The sequence below is a fragment of the Frateuria sp. genome, from assembly GCF_035944355.1.
GTDB lineage: Bacteria > Pseudomonadota > Gammaproteobacteria > Xanthomonadales > Rhodanobacteraceae > Frateuria_A.
In genome coordinates, this window is the sequence record NZ_DASZBH010000007.1 from 232,402 (window position 1) to 252,247 (window position 19,846).

A 19,846-nucleotide genomic window follows, 5' to 3' on the forward strand; every position below is an offset into this window, starting at 1 on the left:
GCGCTCTGCGCTGAGCAGCGCAGAGCGCATCGCCATGCGGATCTGCCCACTGGCACCGCTGATGCAACGCCCCTGGGTGCCCGGCACCTAGGGCCGGGTGTCCAACCACGGAGATGACCATGACTCGGCAACAGTCCTCCACCCACGACCAGAACAAGAGCAAGCACGCCAGCGACTCCTCCTCGCGCGCCGGCGGACGTGGCGACACCACCGTACGCGAAGCCGGCCAGAAGGGCGGGCAGCGTGTGCGCGAACTGGTCAACGAAGGCCGCGAATCCGAACAGGGCGGCCGTCGGCACTGACGACGGCGACGGTCACCACGATCCATCCCACGGAGCCACGAAATGAGCCAGAAGCAGCAGAACGATCGCAACCCGAACCAGAAGCAGGCCCACGCCGGCGACAAGGGCGGCATGACCGTCCGCGAGGCCGGACAGATGGGCGGCCACAAGGGTGGCCAGCGCGAACGCGAGCTGGTCGAGAAAGGCCACCAGGTCGAGGGCCGTGGCGGCCGCAAGCACTGAACCACCGCAACGAGCGCTCGACCAGCAAACCCCTTTCCCACAGCAGGAGACAAACCATGAAGAACCAGGGCAGCGACAAGGGCGGCATGACCGTCCGCGAAGCCGGCCAGAAAGGCGGCGAGATCCGCAAGGAACAGCTCGGCCCCGAGGGCTACTCGGCGATCGGCAGGAAGGGCGGTGAAGCACGCAAGGAAGAGCTGGGCCCGGAGGGCTACTCGGAGCTGGGCACCAAGGGCGGCCACCGCGTGCGCGACCTGATCAACAAGGGCAAGCAGAGCGAGGGCGGCTGAACAGGCAGGCGGCCCGCATGCGCGCCCGCGAGGTTGGCAGTTCTTTTCATGGGCAGGCGCAAATTACACGCCCGCTTCCGGGCCTCTGGCCGGCAAGCGGCTCGGCACGGCGCTTTGCCCACTGGCATACGGGTTGCAATGCATGCGTCGCCCGCTTGTAGGGCTCCCCTAGAACCACCCGGAGAAACACCATGGCGAACAACGATCGCAACAACCGGACACCTTCCAGCAACGCCAGGGGCAGCGGCGATATGAGCGTTCGCGAAGCCGGCCAAAAGGGCGGCGAAATCCGCAAGGAACAACTCGGCCCCGAGGGTTACTCGGATCTGGGCCATCAGGGCGTCGAAGCATTGCGTGAGCAGCGCGGCCCCGATGCGATGAGCGAGATCGGCCGCGAAGGCGGTGAGACCCGCAAGCAGCAGCTGGGCCCTGAAGGCTATTCAGAACTGGGCCAGAAGGGTGGCCAACGCGTGCGCGACCTGATCAACAAGGGCAAGGAATCCGAAGGCAACGGGTGACCCATAGCGGAGAAGACCATGACACGAGGCGTAGGAGGCCATTCGCCGGCCAACGTGCAGAAGTTCCTGAGCGGCGTGGGCTACCCGGCCGACAAGCAGGACCTGATCGAATGCGCCCGCCGCAACCACGCGCCGGACGAGGTGATGCAGGAGATCCGGAAGCTGCCTGACGAGCAATACGGCGGCCCGCAAGACGTAATGAAGGGCTACGGGCAAATCGAGTAGTTCGCCAACCGATGCGATTCATGAGCAAGCAGAACCACGACAAGGGCGACATGACCGTCCGCGAAGCGGGCCACTAGGGCGGCGAGGCGCGCAAGGACGAGCTGGGCCACGATGGTTATGCGGAACTCGGCAAGAAAGGCGGCCAGCGCGTGCACGACCTCGTCAACGAAGGCAAGCAGGCCGGGCACGGCCGCAAGAAGTAAGCCTGCGTCGGCGACTTTCCCCACCATTGCAAAGAGGCACAGACCATGACCAGCAACAAGAACCAGGGTGATATGAGCGTCCGCGAGGCCGGCCAGAAGGGCGGCGAAATCCGCAGGGAACAGCTAGGTCCGCAGGGTTACTCGGAGATGGGCAAGAAGGGCGGCGAGACGCGCAAGGAACAGCTGGGTCCCGAGGGCTATTCGGCCTTGGGCAAGAAGGGCGGTGAAGCCCGCAAGGAAGAACTGGGGCCGGAAGGCTATTCGGAACTGGGCACCAAGGGCGGTCAGCGCGTGCGCGACCTGGTGAACAAGGGCAAGGAATCCGAGGGCTGAAGCGGCGACCGCGGCGGGCTGTAACCAACCGCCGCGCGGCCAATCGGCAGGGAACGCGCTCATCCGCCTTCGGGCAGGCCCCGCGCGCAAAGGCGCGGGGAGGCGCCAGGGATGGCGCCGGCCCGGGCACCGGTGGGCCGCAACGGCCGCGCCCCAACGACGGACGATCAAGCCACTCCCAATCCCTCGATGCCGCAGATCGCCCGTGGGTCGAACCCTGCAAGTTCGGCGAAGCGGCGGCCGCGTTCGGCATAGTCGTGGAACTGGTCGAAGCTCGGCGCGCCCGGCGAAAGCAGCACTACGCCACCGGCGGGCGCGAGCGAGCGCGCACGCGCGACCGCCTCGTCCAGCGAACCGGCCTCGACCACCTCGACGCCCGCGCCCTCGCGCAACGCTCTGGCGATACGCGGCCCGTTGGCTCCTTGCGCCACGATGGTCAACTCCGTGCGGCCTTCCATTGCATCGACGAATCCCGACCAGTCCAGGCCGCGGTCGTGCCCGCCGACGATCACCGTGACCGCGCGTCCGGCCAGGCTGGCCAGCGCCGCCAGGGTGGCCTGCGGCGTGGTGCTGATCGAATCGTTGACCCAGTGCCGCCCGTCGCGTTCGCCCAGCGGCTGCAGGCGATGCGGCAACGGATGGAAGCGCGCCAGCGCCGGCGCGGCGGCGCGCGCGTCGTGGCCCATCGCCTCCAGCGCCGCCAGCGCGGCGCAGGCGTTGAGCGCGTTGTGTCCGCCCGGCACCGGCAGCCGGGCGATCTCGAACACGCGCTCGTCCGCGCGCCGGATGAACCCCTCGCGCAGGTGCCAGCCACCTGGCACGCCGAACAGCACGCGCTGCGGATGCGCTGCCGTGCGCTCGAGCAGCGTCTGCTGCGTGCCGTTGACCAGCAGGGTGCGCGCCGCGTCGGCGAGCCTGAGCTTGTCGGCCACGTAGCGCTCGCGCGAGCCGTGCCAGTCCAGGTGCTCCTCATAGAGGCTGGTGACCACGCCCAGCGGCAGCGGCCCGGCCTCGCCGGTCTGGAAGCTGGACAGCTCGACGGCCCACAGCTGCGCCTGCGCATCGAGCAGCTCCAGCAGCGGCATGCCGATGTTGCCGGCCAGCGCGGTGCGCAGGCCCAGCGTCCGCGCCAGGTGCGCGAGCAACGCCGTGGTGGTGCTCTTGCCCTTGGTGCCGGTCACGGCGACCACCGGCGCCTGCGGGTGCTCGGCGAACCACAGCGCAGTGCCGGAGGTGAAGCGCGTGCCGCGGCCCTGTGCCTCGAGCAGCGCGGGCTTGTAGGCCGAGATGCCGGGCGACTTCACCACCACGTCGAAGGCGGCCAGGGCGGCGGCATCGGGTTCGCCCCCGGTCACCGCCAGCGTGGGCTCGAAGGCCCGCGCCGCGGCGACTTCCGTTTCGCTGCAGAACAGGGTGAGGGCCAGCGCCGGCAGGCGCGCGCGCAAGGCGGCGATGGCCGCCCTGCCCTCGCGGCCGAAGCCCCAGACGGCGACCCGCCGGCCCGCCAGTTCGGCGATGCGCATCAACCGATCGCCTGCAAGGCCGGCTGCAGCCGCAAGGGCACACGATGCTCGGCCGAGGGCTCCAGCCAGGGCTCCAGCGCCAGTGACGCCGGATCGAGCTGGGGCAGGATCTCGCGGACGAAGCGCGCGACCAGCGCGTCTTCCTGCCATTCCGGGCGCTGGCTCAAGGCGTACATCGCCGCGCGCGCCTCGGCGCCCTCGCCCACGCACTCGAAGGGCTTGTGGTCCTGGTATTCCAGCAGCGCGTCGAACCCCGCCGCCTGCGTTTCATCGTCGAGCAGGTTGCGCCCGAAGATGGAGAGCAGCCGCGGCTTCGGGCAGAACGGCGCCAGCGCCAGGAACACGAAATGGCACTTCGGGCATTGGCCGCACCAGCGATCCGCCGGCCTCGGGCCGAGGATGCGGAAGTTGCGGTTGCAGCTGGAGAACGCGTCGAAGTACGGGGTGAGCCGGGCGAAGGCGCGGGTGATGGCCAGCTCCGAAAAGGGACGCAGCAGCGAGCAGTAGTCGAGGTCGACGGCCACGTGGGCATGCAGCCAGTCCGACAGCATGGCCTCGAACACGAAGCCCTTGCTCCACTGATGGTTCACCTGCTGGCCTTCGTACTCCAGCGTGGCGGCCGAGGCCGAGCGTTCGTTGGCGAAGGCGATCGAGTCGTAGCCGTAGAGGATCGCCGCCACGGCGAGGATGACCGAATTGATCGCGGTCACCGGAATGTGCCCGTTCCAGGCGCCCAGGCGGTTGAGCTCGAACAGCACGGGCGAAAGCTCGCGCTGGATGTTGAGCGTGGGCAGGCCGGTGCGTTCGGCGCAGGCGGCGATCAGCGGCGAATTGCCGACCCACGTCGCGGTGGCTTCGCCGCCGATCGACTTGATCGCCTCGACCGCGACCAGCGAGTCCTTGCCGCCGCCGATCGGGACCAGGGTGCGCCTGGGCAGGCCGAGGGCGGGAGCTTGCCGCAAGAGTGACCCCTCACCCCGACCCTCTCCCCGGAGGGGAGAGGGAGCGGAGCGCGGAAAGGCGATGCGCCCGCGCAGGTCCAGCCCGTTGCGGTAGGCGAACTCGGCCAGGCCGTGCAGGTAGAGCGCGTCGAGCAGGTCGGCCGTGGCGCCGTCCAGCGGCGCGGCCTCGATCTGCGGCGGCACGCCGGCCTTGTAGTAGCTCACGCCGGCGACCAGGTGCAGCAGCTTCAGCGCGGCGTCGAAGGCCTGCCGGCGCTCCGGCGGCACGGCCGGCGCGCCGGGAAAGCGGATGCGCTCGACCATCTCCTCGCCCTGGTCGAAGGCGTAGGCCAGTTCGGCCACGCCGTCGGCGTAGGTCGCGCGCACGAAGCGGAAGCTTTGGGTCAGGCGGGGGTTGATTGTCGTCGTCACTCGTTCACTCCGTGGAGCGTGCTCTGCTCTCGCTCCCTCTCCCCATCCCCGATCAAGAATGGGGAGAGGGCCGGGGTGAGGGGATGGGGCTCGCCAGAGCCTCCACCAGCACCTCAAGCACGCTCTCGATATTCGTCAACAGGTCATTGTTCCAGAAACGCAGCACGCGGTAGCCCTTGGACTCGAGGTAGCTCGTGCGTGCCTGGTCGTAATCCTCTTGCGCCAGGTGCTGGCTGCCGTCCAACTCCACCACCAGCATCCGTTCGGTACACACGAAGTCGACCACGTACCGGTCGATCTCGTGCTGGCGACGGAACTTGCAGCCATCCAGTTGCCGGTTCCTTAGGCGATACCAGAGCGCCTGCTCGGCATCGGTCATGCCCAGGCGCAGTCCGCGCGCCCGGTCTACGTTCATGCGTTTCATCCTTGAAACCTCGCTCCATGAAAGTTTGTCGCCAGGGCGGCCCCTCACCCCAGCCCTCTCCCCGGAGGGGAGAGGGAGCCAACGGCGGGCCACCGCTCTTGCCCCCTCTCCCCTGGCTTTGATCAACGATGTGGATGAGGGCCGGGCTCGCCTCAGTCCTCCAGAACTACCTCGTCCGCCTCCTCCCGCAGGTTGTAGCGCGAGGACATCACCTTGCCGTAGGCGCCGGCCTGCGCGATCAGCATCACGTCGCCCTCCTGGGACTCCGGCAGGCGGCGGTCCGTGCCCAGCACGTCGCCCGACTCGCAGATCGGCCCCACCACCTGGTACAGCGCTTCGGCCCGCTCGTCCAGGCGGGTGAGGTTGGCGATCTCGTGCCAGGCGTCGTAGAGCGTGGGTCGGATCAGGCTGTCCATGCCGGTGTCCAGGCCGAGGTAGCGCAGGCTGCCCTTGCCCTTGAGCTGGGTCACGCGCGCCAGCAGCACGCCGGCGTCGGCGACCAGGTAGCGGCCCGGTTCCATCCACAACCGGTAGTGTGGATAGGCGGCGCGGACCTCGCGCAGCACGCGGTCCAGCGCGTCCATGTCCAGTGGCGCCTCGCCCGGGTGCGAGGACACGCCCAGGCCGCCGCCGATGTTGAGGAAGGCCACGCTGCCGATGCGCTCGGCCAGGCTCGCCAGCTGCGAATACACCTCGCCCCAGTGTTTCGGATCGAGCACGCCCGAACCCAGGTGGGCATGCAGTCCGCGCACGCTCGCCTGGTGGGCGTCGGCCAGGCGCAGGAAGGCGTCGAGCTGCTCCAGCGGCAGGCCGAACTTGCTGCCTTCACCACCGGTGCGCACCTTCTCGTGGTGGCCCAGGCCGCGGCCCAGATCCACGCGCAGCACGATTTCGCGGCCGCGGAACAGCTCGCCCCAGTGCTCCAGCGGATGCAGCGCATCCAGCGTGACCGTGGCGCGGGTGGCCAGCGCCTCGACGTAGTCGGCGCGGCGGGCGAAGTTCGGCGTGAACAGGAGCGGGGTGTCCGCCGGCACCGTCGCGGCTACCGTGCGCAGCTCGCCGGGCGACACGCACTCGAAGGCGAAACCCTCCGCCGAGAGCGCGCGCAGGATGTCCGGATGCGTATTGGCCTTGACCGCGTAGTGCAGGCGATCGACCGCCGACAGCGACTTGAGCGCCTGCGCCTGCGCGCGCACGGTCGGCAAATGGTAGACGTAGCGCGGCGAGCGCTCCTGCGCCAGCGCCAGCAACCGGCCGCGCTCGGCCGGACGCCGCCACCAGGCGGCCGCCGGCGCCGCCGCCTCGCCGCTGCCGTACAGCGCCTGCCAGCTCGGGCCGAACAGCGCGCTGTCGTCGGTGCGCAGCGCGCCGGCGGCGATCAGCAGGTCGTGCAGATGCGGCAGCAGCTCGTCCACCACCGTCTCGTCCACCACGAAGGTGAGGTTCAAGTTGTTGGACGACTGCGAGATCAGGTGCACGCGCAGCTGCCCGAACTCGGCCAGCACGGTGGAGAGCGTGTGCAGCATCGAGCGCATGCCGCGGCCGACCAGGGTGATCGCCGCGCAGGGCGCGATCACCTTGACCCGGCACACCTTGGCCAGGTCCGCCGCCAGAGCCGCCACCGCGTCCGAGTCCAGCAGGTTCTCGGTCGGATCGAGCGAGACGGTGACGTTGGTCTCGGCCGAGCCGATCAGGTCCACCGACAGGCCGTGCTTCTTGAACTCGCCGAACACGTCGGCGAGGAAGCCCACCTGCTGCCACATGCCGACCGACTCCATAGATACCAGCGTGAGGCCCTTGCGCGCGCTGATCGCCTTGACCGAAGGCGCGTGCTCGCGCACCTGCGGGCCGATCACCGTGCCCTCGAGCTCGGGCCGGTTGGTGTCCTTGATCAGCAGCGGCACGCGCGGCTCGCGCAGCGGCGAGAGGCAGCGCGGGTGCAGCACTTTGGCGCCGGTGGTGGCGATTTCCTGCGCCTCCTCGTAGTCGAGCTTCTGCAGCAGGCGCGCGCCCGGCACCTGGCGCGGGTTGGCGCTGAACATGCCGGCCACGTCGGTCCAGATCTCCACGCGCTGGGCCTTGAGCAGGGCGCCGAAGTAGGCCGCCGAGGTATCCGAGCCGCCGCGGCCGAGCAGCACCGTCCGGCCCTCGCTTTCGCGCGCGATGAAACCCTGCGTGATGAACACCGCGCCGAGTCCCGCCAGGCGCGCGGCCAGCGCCGGGTCGGGCCGCGTCTCGACCGTCGCCGAGAGCAGGCGCGTGCGCTCGTTCTGGTTGGGCAGCGCGATGGCGGCCAGGCACTCGCGCGCATCCACCCACTGCGTGGGCAGGCCGCTGGCGGTGAGGTAGGCCTCGCCCAGCGCGCTCGACATCAGCTCGCCGTGCGCCTGCACCTGCGCCGACCAGGCCAGCTCGCCCAGCGCCGCCGGGCCGTCGGCCGCCAGCGCCGCCAGGTCCGCCAGCCGCGCGGCGAGCGCATCCGGCAGCGGCAGCTGCATGTGGCCGAGCAGCTCATGGTGGTGTTGCGCGATCGCATGGGCCGCCGCCTTGCGTTTGTCCCCGTTGCCTTCGCCGCACAGCCGTTTCAGTGCGTCGGTGATGCCGGTGAGCGCGGACACGACCACCAGCACGCGGGCGCCTTCGGCGCGGCGGCTGGCGATCAGCTCACGGATGTTCTGCCAGCGCGGCAGCGTCGCGACGGACGTGCCGCCGAACTTCATCACGATCCAGGGTTGATCTGGAACAGGCGCGTCCGCCGGCAGCGGCGCGGGGTTCTGCGGGTTCACGAGGGCTCCATTGCAGTGGTGGCGAAAGGCAATCGCACCAGTGTTGCGCTGCCGCAATCGAATTGCAATGGATTTTTGCGGGCGGGATATGGACGTTTAGCCATCCAAATACTGACGCTCGCGGGATTCGCACCCTCTCCCCTGCGGGTAGAGGGTGGGGTGAGGGGTCGACCTGGCCTCAGCCCTGCCTGGGGAGAGTTGGCCGGATGGTTCCCCGCGAGCCCCGCCCCACACCTCGGCTCTCGCCGGAGGAGAGAGGAAGCGAAGCGGCTTCCCGCAAGCCTTGGCCCCTCACCTCAATCCTCTCCCCGGAGGGGAGAGGAGGCGATGGTGTGCGCTGCGCGCACGGCTTTATTCGACAAAGACGGGGATCTTGCCGATCTTCGCCTGCCATTCCTTCGGCCCGGTCTGGTGCACCGAGGTGCCCGCCGAGTCGACCGCCACGGTCACCGGCATGTCCTTGACCTCGAACTCGTAGATCGCCTCCATCCCCAAGTCCGCGAAGCCGACCACGCGTGAGGCCTTGATCGCCTTGGACACCAGGTAGGCCGCGCCGCCGACCGCCATCAGGTAAACCGAGCGGTGCTTCTTGATCGCCTCGATCGCCGCCGGGCCGCGCTCGGCCTTGCCGACCATGCCCAGCAGGCCGGTGGCGCCGAGCACCTGGTCGGTGAACTTGTCCATGCGCGTGGCGGTGGTCGGGCCGGCCGGGCCGACCACCTCGTCGCGCACCGGATCGACCGGACCGACGTAGTAGATGAACCGGCCGTTGAAATCCACCGGCAGCGGCTCGCCCTTGTTGAGCATGTCGACCATGCGCTTGTGCGCGGCATCGCGGCCGGTGAGCAGCTTGCCGTTGAGCAGCAGGACCTCGCCCGGCTTCCAGCTCGCCACGTCCTCGCGGGTGACGGTGTCCAGGTTCACCCGGCGGCCCTTGGAGGCGTCGTAGGTGAGCTTGGGCCAATGCTCCAGCGACGGCGGCTCCAGCATCACGGGGCCCGAACCGTCCAGGGTGAAGTGCGCGTGGCGGGTGGCCGCGCAGTTGGGGATCATCGCCACCGGCAGGTTGGCCGCGTGGGTCGGGTAGTCCTTGATCTTGACGTCGAGCACGGTGGTCAGGCCGCCCAGGCCTTGCGCGCCGATGCCGAGCGCGTTGACCTTCTCGTACAGCTCGATGCGAAGTTCCTCGATGCGGTTGGACGGCCCGCGCGCGATCAGCTCCTGGATGTCGATGTGCTCCATCAGCGATTCCTTCGCCAGCAGCATCGCCTTCTCCGCCGTGCCGCCGATGCCGATGCCCAGCATGCCCGGCGGACACCAGCCGGCGCCCATGGTCGGCACGGTCTTGAGCACCCAATCGACGATGGAATCGGACGGGTTGAGCATGGCGAACTTGGATTTGGCCTCCGAGCCGCCGCCCTTGGCGGCCACGATCACCTCGACCGTGTCGCCCGGCACGATGGACATGTTGATCACCGCCGGCGTGTTGTCGCGCGTGTTCAGGCGCTTGCCGGCGGGGTCGGCCAGCACGCTGGCGCGCAGCTTGTTGTCCGGATGGTTGTAGGCGCGGCGCACGCCCTCGTTGACCATGTCCTCCAGGCCCATGGTCGCGTCCCAGCGCACGTCCATGCCGACCTTGAGGAACACGGTGACGATGCCGGTGTCCTGGCACAGCGGGCGGTGTCCCTCGGCGGCCATGCGCGAATTGATCAGGATCTGCGCCATGGCGTCGCGCGCGGCGGGCGACTGCTCGCGCTCGTAGGCGGCGGCGAGGCTTCCGATGTAATCGACCGGGTGGTAGTAGCTGATGTACTGCAGCGCGTCGGCGACGGACTGGATCAGGTCGTCTTGCTTGATGGTGGTCATGGGCGGCTTTTGGCTTCGGACGCGCCGCCTTGCGCGGCGCACAAGCCGCCTATTGTGCCGCAGCGGGCCGGACCGGACAAAAGACAACGGCCGCGCGAGGCGGCCGTTGCGCTACTGCCGCAGAGCGGATCGCCTTAGAAGCGGTACTCGGCCGAGAGCATGTAGCTGCCCACGTTGCCGCCTTCGGACTGGCCGTCGTACTTGGCCTTGGCGTGGTAGTTGTCGTAGTTCAGGCCCAGGCTGAAGTTCGGGGCGAAGTCGTAGCCCACGCCCACGCCGCCGTACCAGCCGTTGCCGTGCGCGCTGTCGCTGGCATAGGCGGTGCCGGCGGTCGAGGTGGCCTTGATGTCGGAACGGAACCAGCCGGCGCGTGCGGAGACGTACCAGTTGTCGGCGAAGTTGTACTTGCCGTTGCCGCCCAGCATCCAGCCCCTGGCGGTGAGGTCGGCCTTGGCGAAGTTGGTGCCGTCGTTGTACTTGGCGACCAGCTTGCCGAGGTCGGCGTAGCCGCCTTCGACGCCGAGGTTGAACGCCGGCGCCACGCGCCAGGCGTAGCCGAAGCGCAGCGCGCCGGCGGTGTCCTTGTCGTCCAGCTTGTAACCCAGGCCGTCGGTGCGGCCGACGTGGTACTGCGCCTGGCCCACGGCGGCGTTGACGAAGAACGCGCCGTTGGCGTCGGCGGCGGCGGCCGACACGGACGCAGCGCCCAGCACCGCGCCGAGCGCGGCGATCATGATCTTGTTCATGGGAACGTTTCCTGTTCTTGTGGTTTTTGATAGCCGCCGTGGGGATCGGCGGCGGGCGCATTCTAGCCAGGCCCCTCGGCGTATCGCTGTAGGCGATCACCTACACTCGACCCATGCCAGCTGCCTGCGTTCAGGCGGCGCCCAGCCCGCGAGTTCCCATGCCCACCTTCGATTTCCTGCAACTGGACGTGTTCGCCTCACGCCTGCTCGAGGGCAACCCGCTTGCCGTGGTGGTCGGCGCCGACGCGCTGGACGGCGCGGCGATGCAGCGCATCGCGCGCTGGACCAATCTGTCCGAGACCACCTCCTGCTGCGCCCGTCGCAGCCGGGGGCGGACTATCGCGTGCGCATCTTCACCCCGCGCCAGGAGCTGCCCTTCGCCGGCCACCCGAGCGTCGGCAGCGCCTATGCGGCGATCGAGGCCGGCAGCGTGCCGGCACGACCCTCGCTGCTGCAGGAATGCGCCGCCGGATTGCTGCCGGTGGCCGTGGAGGGCGAGGGCGGCATGCGCGCCATCCATGTGCAGGCGCCAGCCGCCCGCATCGCTCCGGCCGACGCCGCGCTGCGCGAAGCGCTGGGCGGCGCCCTGTCCTGCGAGCTGCCGGCATCGGCCGTGCACTGCATCGACAACGGACCGCTATGGATCGTCTGCGACCTGGGCCGGGCGCCTGAAGTGCGCGCCCTGGCGCCCGACCTCGCCGCCATCGCCGCGCTGTGCACGGCACGCGGCGCGATGGGCGTGAGCGTGTTCGGCGCGCAAGAGGGTGGCGATGCGGCGATGGCCGTGCGCGCCTTCTGCCCGGCCGACGGCATTCCCGAAGATCCGGTCACCGGCAGCGTCAATGCGGCCATCGGCGCGCTGCTGCACCAGACCGGCGCGCTGGCGAGGTACGGCCGCCGCTACGTGGCCAGCCAGGGGCGCGAAGTGGGCCGCGACGGCCGGGTCGAGGTCCGCGTGGACCCGGCCACCGGCGCGGTCACGATCGGTGGCCGGTGTGTGGTCGGCGTGCGCGGAACGTTCACCGTGGATTGACGCCGCGCGCTGCGCACGCACGCAGCCCTTCCCTTCCCGCGCGCTTGGGTGCAAGCTCGACGACGGCAACGCCCGCAGGGGGTGCGGTGCCGATAGGGAAGAAATCCATCCAGCCATCGCACGCCCGCGGCTGTCGGCGCAGTGCTTACCAGCCCCTGTGTCTTTCGGTCGCGCGCATCCAGGGAGAAACCCCATGCTCGCGAAGTTGCACCAGAAAGCCCTTGCCGCCTCGTTCGCCGTCCTGTTCGCCGGTGCCGCCTGGGCCGGGCAGACCGCCCGGCCCGCCATCGACATGGGCCTGGCTACCGCCAGCCAGAACGCGAACGTCACGCTGATCCTCAAGCTGCGCAACCAGGGCCAGCTCGAAGACCTGATCCGCCAGACCGTCACGCCGGGCAGCGCCAATTACCACCGCTTCCTGACCACCCGGCAATTCGCCGAACGCTTCGGCGCGACCGACGCGCAGATCGCCAACGTGAAGGCCTACCTCGACAAGCAGGGGCTGCGCAGCGAGGTGCTGGACAACCGGATGGCGATCCGCGTGCAGGGCACGCTGGCGCAGTTGGGCCAGGCCTTCGGCACGGCCATCCACACCTACAAGTCGACCGACGACGGCCACCTGTTCCGGCGCCCGGCGCAGCCGGTCAGTCTGCCCGCGGAGCTCGCCGGCACGGTCACGGTAGTCTCGGGCCTGAGCACCGAGCGCCAGTACATCTCCCACCGCATCCGCACGCCCAAGCTCGCCTCGCATCCGGCCACGGCACTGGCGCCGCGAGCGCTGGCGCCCAACGCCAAGGCGGCCGGCGGCAACCCGACCGCCACCGGCGTGCCGGGCAGCTACACCGTCGGCGACGTGGCCAACTTCTACGACATCAATCCGCTCTACGCGAAGGGCGTGACCGGCAAGGGCGCGACCATCGGCATCGTCACCCTGTCGAACTTCGATCCGGCCGACGCCCAGGCCTACTGGGACGGCATCGGCCTGGTGACCAAGCCCCACCGCATCAAGCAGGTGCACGTCAACGGCGGCGGCGCGATCAACGGCGGCAGTGGCGAGACGGCGCTGGACGTGGAGCAGTCCGGCGGCCTGGCGCCCAAGGCCGACATCATCGTCTACGACGCGCCCAACACCAGCGGCGACTTCGTCGCGGCCTTCGCGCAGGCGGTGTCGGACAACTGCGCCGACAGCATCTCCACCAGTTGGGGCCTGCCGGAGATCTTCAACTTCGCCGCACTCAACGTGAACGGCGCCTCCGACACCGACACCACGGACGCCGGCGACCTGCGCGCTTTCCATCAGGTGTTCCTGGAGGCGGCGGTGCAGGGCCAGTCGGTGTTCGCCGCGTCGGGTGACTCGGGCGCCTACGACACCGTGCGCGGCCTCGGCCACGGCGACGGCCCGGGGCAGTTCAGCGCGCCGCTGACGGTCGATTCGCCCGCCTCCGACCCGTTCATCACTGCCGCCGGCGGCACCACCACGCCCTACAGCTACTCCTTCAGCGGCGGCCCGGTCGAGTCGATCAAGCGCGAGAGCGTCTGGGGCTGGGACTACATCCAGAACTACTTCGACACCAACTTCGGCCCCAGCCGGATCGACCTGTTCTCGGTCGGCGGCGGTGGTGGCGTGAGCGTGTACTGGCAGACGCCGTTCTACCAGCAGTTCACCTACGGCGTGCGCCGCAGCGAGAAGAAGCAGGCGCTGGTCTTCAACGACCCCAAAGCGGGGCCGACCACCCTGCTCAAGCTGCCCGGCCACTTCCGCGGGCGCAACGTGCCGGACCTCGCGCTCAACGCCGATCCGGAAACCGGCTACCTGGTCGTTTCCACCACCGACGGCGGCGTGGTCTCGGGCAACGGCGGCACCAGTTTCGTGGCACCGCAGCTCAACGGCATCAGCGCCTTGCTGACGCAGAGCGCCGGGCATCGCGTGGGCTTCTGGAACCCGCAGGTGTACTTCCTGCAGAACGTGTTCGGCTATGGCAAGTACTCGGCGTTCGACAGCGTGCGTGACGGCGACAACTGGTTCTACTACGGCAAGCCGCACTACACGCCGGGCGCCGGCATCGGCACGCTGGACGTGGCCAACCTGGATGCGTTCCTGCGTACCTTCTGAGTGAGCGGGCGGCTCGCAGGCGCAAGCCTGGGTGGGGTTGACGCAAGGCTTCCCCATCCGCCCTCCGGGCACCTTCCCGTAAACCGGGGGAAGGTGCCCTACCTCAACACCCACCTCCGAGTCCTTCCCCCGCAAACGCGGGGGAAGGATCCATGCCTCAACACCCGGGATGAAGGCCACGCGAGACGTCCCTTCGCAAACCTTGCCCGCGCCCGCCGTACCGGCGATCCTCGCGCTTCCTTTCCCGACGGCAGCCGACGACGTGAACAACCCGACCCCAGGCTACCGGCGCAGCCTCGGCCCGTGGGACGCCGCACTCATCGTGGTCGGCGGCATCATCGGCGGCGGCATCTTCCTCAACCCCGGCATCGCCGCGCAGCGCACCGGATCGGGCATGGCGCTGCTGCTGGTATGGATCGGCGCGGGGGTGCTCACGCTCGTCGGCGCGCTCTGCTACGCCGAGCTCGGCGCGCGGCGGCCGCAGGCGGGCGGCACCTATGTCTACCTGCGCGAGGCGTTCGGGCCGCTGGCCGGCTTCCTGTTCGGCTGGACCATGCTGCTGGTGATCTATTCGGGCTCCACCGCTGCGGTGGCGACGATCTTCGCCAGCTACGCGGGGGCCGCCTTCGGCCTGCCCGCGGACGCGGCGCTGCCGCTCACGGTCGGCGCGCTGGTGTTCGTCGCCCTGGTCAACCTGTTCGGCCTCAAGCTCGGCGCGCAGGTGCAGAACCTGTTCGCGCTGCTCAAGCTGCTAGCGGTGGCGGTGCTGGTGGCGTGCGGACTGTACCTGGCCGGTGCGCATGCGCCGGCGGCCTTGGCGACCGATCCGGCACGCGCGGGCGTCGGCTTCATGGGCGCGGCCCTGCCGGTGCTGTTCGCCTATTCGGGTTTCACCTACTTGAACAACCTGGCCGGCGAAGTGGACGCGCCGCAACGCAACCTGCCGCGCGCACTGCTGGTCGGCATGCTGGTGGTGGTGACCGCCTACGCGCTGGTGAACCTCGCTTACCTCGCGGTGCTCGGCCACGCCGGCCTGGCCCAGAGCCGCGCGCCCGCGGCGCAGGTGATGGACCGCATGTTCGGCCCGCTCGGCGCGCGGCTGATCGCGCTGGGCATCGCCATCTCCACGCTGGGCTTCTGCAACATCACGCTGGTGGCCGGCGCGCGCGTGCTGCAGGTGATGGGAGCCGACGGCCTGTTCTTCCGCTTCACCGCACGGCTGCACCCGCGCCACGGCACGCCCAACGTGGCGCTGGCCGCGCTGTGTGGCTGGGCGATCGTGCTGGCGTTGTCGGGCGGCTACGGCGCGCTGCTGGACTACGCCACCTTCGGCGACTGGCTGGCCTGCGCGGCGGGCGTGGCGACCCTGTTCTGGTACCGCCGCCACGACGATGGCGGCCCGCGCTTCCGGGTGCCCGGCTACCCGTGGCTGCCGCTGCTGTTCGTCGGGGCGATCGGGGCGGTGGTGGTGGCGACCATGCGCGACAACCCCCGCAACGCCGGCATCGGCGTGCTGATCATGCTCGCCGGGGTGCCGGTGTATTACGCCTGGCGGCGCCGATCGGCGAAGCCGGAGCCTTGACCGCACCCACCATGCGGCGCGCTGATGTGCAGGCATTCGGGCTGGCGCGCCGCCGTGCCGGTCAGGGTGAATGGCTGGCAGGCATTCCGAGGGCTCCGCAAGGCGGCCTCGTGAAGACCCCAACTGAACGCCTACCCGGCCCCCGGCTCCCTCATCCCGCACGCGATGCCACAATAGGCGACCCTCGCGTGGAGACTCCCCGATGCCGCAAGCGCAAGCCCAGGGCCTGCCGCCCGCCACCGCCGGCGACATCACGCCGGAACCCGTGCGCGAGGGCATCGACCTGATCGTCAACGGCGAGCGCTTCCGGCACACCGGCGATCCGCTGATGCCGCTGCTGTGGTACCTGCGCGACGTGTTGCGGCTGACCGGCACCAAGCCCGGCGGCGCGCATGGCGAAGGCGGCTGCGACCTCGTGCTCGTCGACGGCAAGGCCGCCTCCGCGGTCAAGCGGCCGATGGCGAGGCTGGCCGGCGCGCGCGTCACCACGGTCGAGGGCCTGGCCGCCGACGACGGCAGCCTGCACCCGCTGCAGCAGGCCTTCGTCGACGAGGATGCGATCGGCTGCGGCTACTGCACCGCCGGCTGGCTGATCGCCGGCGTCGACCTGCTCACGCGTAGACCTAAGCCCACCGACGAGGACATCGACCAGCTGCCCAACCTCTGCCGCTGCGGCTGCCAGACCCGCGTGCGCCGCGCGATCAAGCGCGCCGCCGGAGTGCAGGCATGAGCGGCTGCATGGAGCTTTCGCGCCGGCGCTTCCTCAAGGTGCTCGCCGGCACCGCCGGGGCGCTGGTGGTCGGCATCGGCTACGCCGACGCGGCCGAGGTGCCGATCCCGCCCGGCATGCTCGGGCAGGACTTCGGCAAGCTCGGCGCCTACGTGCGCATCGACCGCGACGGCAACGTGCTGATCGGCGCGCGCGACCCGGATACGGGCACCGGCACCGCCACCGCGCTGCCGCGCATCATCGCCGAGGAGCTGGACGCCGACTGGACCCACGTCACCGTGGTGCCGCTGGGCCTGGGCGTGGAGAACAAGAACGGCAAGCCCGTGTGGAGCTACGGCCACCAGCGCAGCGGCACGGGCGACTCGATTCCCGCCGCCTGGGCCGACCTGCGCCAGGCCGGCGCGCTGGCGCGCTGGCTGATCACCCAGGCCGCCGCGCGCCGCCTGGGCATCGCCGCCGACCGGCTGCGCTGCGAGGACGGCATGGTGATCGCGCCGGATGGCCGGCGCTTCCCCTACGGCAGCCTGGTCGAGGCCGCCGGCAAGATCGACCCGCCCGGCGCGCCGTTGCCGCTGAAGGCGCCGCAGCGCTACAGGCTGATCGGCCAGAACGCCGGCGACGTCGACGCGCGCCGCATCGTCACCGGCCAGACCGGCTACGCCATCGACGCGCACTACCCCGATGCCTTGGTCGCCGTGCTCGCGCAATGCCCCTGGCCGGACGGCAGCCTGGCCAGCATCGAGACCGCGTCGGCGCTGGCGGTCAAGGGCGTGGTCAAGGTGGTGCCGCTCAAGCCCGAGGCCGGCGTGCCGCCCGGCCAGACCGCGATCGCCCCGGCGGTGGCGGTGCTGGCCGAGAACACCTGGGCCGCGCTGCGAGGGCTCGACGAACTCAAGCTCGAATGGAAGCCCGGCGCCAGCGCCGGCGAGGACAGCGCCAAGCTCGAGGCGCAGGCGCTCGCCCTGCTCGACACCGACAGCGCGCCGACCGCCCGCGTGCGCGACGACGGCGACCTCAAGGCCGCCAACCGCAAGGCCGCGCGCCGCGTGGAGGCCGTCTACGTGCAACCGTGGCTGGCCCACGCTACGCCCGAGCCGATGAACTGCCTGGTGCGGCTGGACAAGGACCAGGCCACGCTGGTGGTGCCGACCCAGGCGCCGCAGCAGGCCTGGGCCGTGGTGCAACGCCTCACCGGCCTGGCGCCCGACAGGATCGCCATCGAAGTGCCGCGCGTGGGCGGCGGCTATGGCCGGCGGCTCGACCACGACTACGTCGCCGAGGCGGTGATGCTCACCAAGGCGGTCGACAAGCCGGTGCGCCTGATGTGGACGCGCGAGCAGGACCTCGCGCACGACTACTACCGCTCCAGCACGGTGCACAAGATCAAGGCGGTCATCGACCGCAAGCGCCACGTCATCGCGTGGGACCAGCGCATGGCGAGCGCCTCCGCCCTCGCCGGCCGCGGCGTCGCCGCCGACCGCCTGTGGATGTCCGAGGTGGCGGCCGACCAGGTCCCGGCCGGGCTCGTTCCTGCCTATCGCAGCGACTGGTACGGCCTGGCCAGCGCCATGCCGCGCGGCCCCTTCCGCGGCGAACCGCACGTGGCGAACGCCTTCGCGGTGGAGAGCTTCATCGACGAGATCGCCCACAGCCTGCGCGAGGATCCGCTCGACACCCGCCTGCGCCTGCTCGGGCAGCCGCGCCAGATCCCGCTCGCCGGCGCCGGCACGCTCGACATCGGCCGCCTGATCAACGTACTCAAGCTCGCCACCGACCGCATCGGGTGGAACAACTGGCTGCACACCGTCAACGGCCTGGGCTTGGCCTGCTGGCACGTCAACGGCGCCTACGTGGCCCATGCCATCGAGGCGCAGGTGAAGGGCGAGAAGCTCAGCATCCTGCGCGCGGTCTGCGCGGTGGACGTTGGCCGCGTGATCAACCCGCTGGGCCTGCAGGGCCAGGTCGCCGGCGCCACCCTCGATGCGCTCTCCAACGCGCTGAATCCCGCCATCACCTTCGCCGGCGGTCAGGTGCAGCAGCAGAGCCTGAAGGACTACCCGCTCGCCAGCATGGCCCAGCTCCCGCGCGACGTCGAAGTCATCACCGTCCCCAACGACGGCGCGCCCACCGGCGCCAGCTTCCTGGCCATGCCCACCGCCGCCCCTGCCCTGGCCAACGCCGTCTTCCGCGCCAGCGCCGTCCGCGTGCGCCGTTTGCCGCTGATGAAGGAGTTGCTGCGGCTGCTCTAGCGGGTTGGCGTACACCGCACCTCGCGCGGTGGCCCACCATACGGATTATTCCCGCAGATCCGGGCGCATAAGACTTATGCACCCGTTTCGTCGGATATACACCGACGCCGCAGCACGGCCGATCAGCCCGTCCCGAGTGGTCAAGTCCTTGATGTAACGACCATTCACCAGCGCTTGACGACCCGGCAGAGCCCGCCCCACTATCGGTGCATATGCCCCGATTTGGGGTCTACTTAGCGTTAGGCCTTACAACAAAATGGCAAGATTCCGCAAAATGCCTTCTCTGGCTTTGACATTCGTATGGCGCTTATTTCTGATCTGCATGCTGGCGGGGCTTTATGCATGCGGAAGCACGCACGACCGGAACGTTTTCGGCCGCCCGGAAGACGATCACCTCATGAGTCATTGTATGACTGACAATGGCATCAACGTAGCCTTGTATCTCAATACAGGTGGGGGTGCCGCAGTTGGAACATCGTTTTCTGTAACTGCTGAGCACAAGCCCGATCTTGCCGAGCGTCAAATCTTATACTCGGACTACAAGCCATCATTTTCTGCTCTTAGGTGCAAGCCGCAAGGCTTCGAACTGGTAACGTCGGATGGCACGTTGACTTTCAATGGTGGTGAATTGGACGCTCTTCGCGCGAAACCACGAGATCTCAGCGAGCAAGACCGGAAGTGATGCCTAACATCTCGTTCAAGGCGGACGGCTACGCCGCCGCTTAACTCCAGCGTTATGCCTCTATGAGCCAACACTCGCGCCCTCTCGTCGTAGGAGCTTTAGCATCCAGCTTTGCTGTACCTGTGCTCATGGCGCTACTCATGGCCTTCTCCACAATGAGCATCATGACACCGCCCATACTCGTCTTCTTCGTGGGCGTGCTAATTACGGTTCCAACGACTTGTCTTGTCGCGGTGCCGCTGGCGCTGTTGTTTCGTCGCTTTGGCAAGCTAAACGCGCTCTATATGTGTCTACTAGGCACGGTACTTGGCGCATTGGCGCTCGCGCTCTACACGCTAGATAGTTCTTACTATCCCCAGATGAACGACAAGGCTTTTGCTCTCTGGGTCGCGCAGCAAGCAGCGCTGAAATCCCTCATGCCAGGAGCGGTGTATGGTTTCGTATCGGCGGCGGCGTTTTGTGTGGGTGCCGGCATAACAGTTCGTCCAAGCGGACGCCGTACCGGCGCCGCTTAACTCCAGCGTTAGACGTCAGAGCATCAGAGTCTGCATGATTGCCTACCTTCTACTATTTGCAATCGTTGGCGTTTACGCGGTTCTCGGCAACTTCATCGCCTACGTCATGCTTGCATCTCGTGGCATTCCTA

The 19,846-nt window shown here is 69.1% G+C and carries 19 protein-coding genes and 1 pseudogene; 13 read left to right on the forward strand and 7 right to left on the reverse strand.

The window, feature by feature from the left end; translation table 11 throughout:
• Positions 1-119 precede the first annotated feature (119 nt).
• The 5 genes from VGU03_RS04635 (at position 120) to VGU03_RS04655 (ending at position 1,557) form a co-directional block, all read left to right on the forward strand.
• Positions 120-302, forward strand: coding sequence for a hypothetical protein (locus VGU03_RS04635; protein ID WP_327479006.1), 183 nt, complete (start codon positions 120-122; stop codon positions 300-302).
• A 42-nt stretch (positions 303-344) separates the two neighbouring features.
• Positions 345-524, forward strand: coding sequence for a hypothetical protein (locus VGU03_RS04640; protein WP_327479007.1), 180 nt, complete (start codon positions 345-347; stop codon positions 522-524).
• A gap of 56 nt (positions 525-580) precedes the next feature.
• On the forward strand, positions 581-814 hold the full coding sequence (locus VGU03_RS04645) for a KGG domain-containing protein (RefSeq protein WP_327479008.1): 234 nt from the start codon (positions 581-583) through the stop codon (positions 812-814).
• 191 nt (positions 815-1,005) lie between these two features.
• Positions 1,006-1,332, forward strand: coding sequence for a hypothetical protein (locus tag VGU03_RS04650; RefSeq protein WP_327479009.1), 327 nt, complete (start codon positions 1,006-1,008; stop codon positions 1,330-1,332).
• Between the two features lie 18 nt (positions 1,333-1,350).
• The gene (locus tag VGU03_RS04655; RefSeq protein WP_327479010.1) at positions 1,351-1,557 is read left to right on the forward strand and encodes a DUF2795 domain-containing protein; all 207 of its coding nucleotides are present in this window, start codon (positions 1,351-1,353) and stop codon (positions 1,555-1,557) included.
• On the opposite strand, the gene VGU03_RS04660 is transcribed toward VGU03_RS04655, so the two are convergent.
• The gene (locus VGU03_RS04660; RefSeq protein ID WP_327479011.1) at positions 1,539-1,787 is read right to left on the reverse strand and encodes a hypothetical protein; all 249 of its coding nucleotides are present in this window, start codon (positions 1,785-1,787) and stop codon (positions 1,539-1,541) included. The two genes, VGU03_RS04655 and VGU03_RS04660, sit on opposite strands and share 19 nt — an antisense overlap.
• 18 nt (positions 1,788-1,805) lie before the next feature.
• Between VGU03_RS04660 and VGU03_RS04665 the strand changes: the two genes are divergently transcribed.
• The gene (locus tag VGU03_RS04665) at positions 1,806-2,093 is read left to right on the forward strand and encodes a KGG domain-containing protein (RefSeq protein WP_327479012.1); all 288 of its coding nucleotides are present in this window, start codon (positions 1,806-1,808) and stop codon (positions 2,091-2,093) included.
• A gap of 167 nt (positions 2,094-2,260) precedes the next feature.
• Here the strand turns inward: VGU03_RS04665 and murD are convergent, their stop codons facing one another.
• The 6 genes from murD to VGU03_RS04695 all read right to left on the reverse strand — a co-directional run bounded on the left by murD (position 2,261) and on the right by VGU03_RS04695 (position 10,811).
• A complete protein-coding gene (murD, locus tag VGU03_RS04670; protein ID WP_327479014.1) occupies positions 2,261-3,616 on the reverse strand; it encodes a UDP-N-acetylmuramoyl-L-alanine--D-glutamate ligase in 1,356 nt (451 codons plus the stop codon).
• Positions 3,616-4,989 carry a UDP-N-acetyl-alpha-D-muramoyl-L-alanyl-L-glutamate epimerase gene (gene murL / locus VGU03_RS04675; protein ID WP_327479016.1) on the reverse strand — a complete coding sequence of 458 codons (1,374 nt, stop codon included), beginning with the start codon at positions 4,987-4,989 and terminating at the stop codon, positions 3,616-3,618. Before murL ends, murD begins: the two co-directional genes overlap by 1 nt.
• A gap of 52 nt (positions 4,990-5,041) precedes the next feature.
• Positions 5,042-5,413, reverse strand: a complete 372-nt coding sequence (locus VGU03_RS04680) for an endonuclease domain-containing protein (RefSeq protein ID WP_327479018.1) — start codon at positions 5,411-5,413, stop codon at positions 5,042-5,044.
• A 152-nt stretch (positions 5,414-5,565) separates the two neighbouring features.
• A complete protein-coding gene (locus tag VGU03_RS04685) occupies positions 5,566-8,136 on the reverse strand; it encodes a bifunctional aspartate kinase/diaminopimelate decarboxylase (RefSeq protein ID WP_327479049.1) in 2,571 nt (856 codons plus the stop codon).
• Between the two features lie 414 nt (positions 8,137-8,550).
• Positions 8,551-10,065, reverse strand: a complete 1,515-nt coding sequence (locus VGU03_RS04690) for a fumarate hydratase (protein ID WP_327479020.1) — start codon at positions 10,063-10,065, stop codon at positions 8,551-8,553.
• Between the two features lie 134 nt (positions 10,066-10,199).
• Complete coding sequence (locus VGU03_RS04695; RefSeq protein WP_327479022.1) at positions 10,200-10,811, reverse strand: outer membrane beta-barrel protein; 612 nt, start codon at positions 10,809-10,811, stop codon at positions 10,200-10,202.
• Positions 10,812-10,969: 158 nt separating this feature from the next.
• Between VGU03_RS04695 and VGU03_RS04700 the strand changes: the two are divergent.
• The 7 genes and pseudogenes from VGU03_RS04700 to VGU03_RS04730 all read left to right on the forward strand — a co-directional run bounded on the left by VGU03_RS04700 (position 10,970) and on the right by VGU03_RS04730 (position 19,715).
• Positions 10,970-11,844: pseudogene (locus VGU03_RS04700) on the forward strand (PhzF family phenazine biosynthesis protein).
• 193 nt (positions 11,845-12,037) lie between these two features.
• Positions 12,038-13,957, forward strand: coding sequence for a S53 family peptidase (locus tag VGU03_RS04705; protein WP_327479024.1), 1,920 nt, complete (start codon positions 12,038-12,040; stop codon positions 13,955-13,957).
• Positions 13,958-14,219: 262 nt separating this feature from the next.
• The gene (locus VGU03_RS04710) at positions 14,220-15,539 is read left to right on the forward strand and encodes an APC family permease (protein ID WP_327479026.1); all 1,320 of its coding nucleotides are present in this window, start codon (positions 14,220-14,222) and stop codon (positions 15,537-15,539) included.
• 202 nt (positions 15,540-15,741) lie between these two features.
• Entirely contained in the window at positions 15,742-16,269 is a 528-nt protein-coding gene (locus VGU03_RS04715; RefSeq protein WP_327479028.1) for a (2Fe-2S)-binding protein, read from the forward strand.
• Entirely contained in the window at positions 16,266-18,518 is a 2,253-nt protein-coding gene (locus tag VGU03_RS04720; protein WP_327479030.1) for a xanthine dehydrogenase family protein molybdopterin-binding subunit, read from the forward strand. The genes VGU03_RS04715 and VGU03_RS04720 overlap by 4 nt, the downstream gene beginning before the upstream one ends.
• A 274-nt stretch (positions 18,519-18,792) precedes the next feature.
• On the forward strand, positions 18,793-19,200 hold the full coding sequence (locus VGU03_RS04725) for a hypothetical protein (RefSeq protein ID WP_327479032.1): 408 nt from the start codon (positions 18,793-18,795) through the stop codon (positions 19,198-19,200).
• Between the two features lie 140 nt (positions 19,201-19,340).
• On the forward strand, positions 19,341-19,715 hold the full coding sequence (locus VGU03_RS04730; protein ID WP_327479034.1) for a hypothetical protein: 375 nt from the start codon (positions 19,341-19,343) through the stop codon (positions 19,713-19,715).
• Positions 19,716-19,846: the final 131 nt, after the last annotated feature.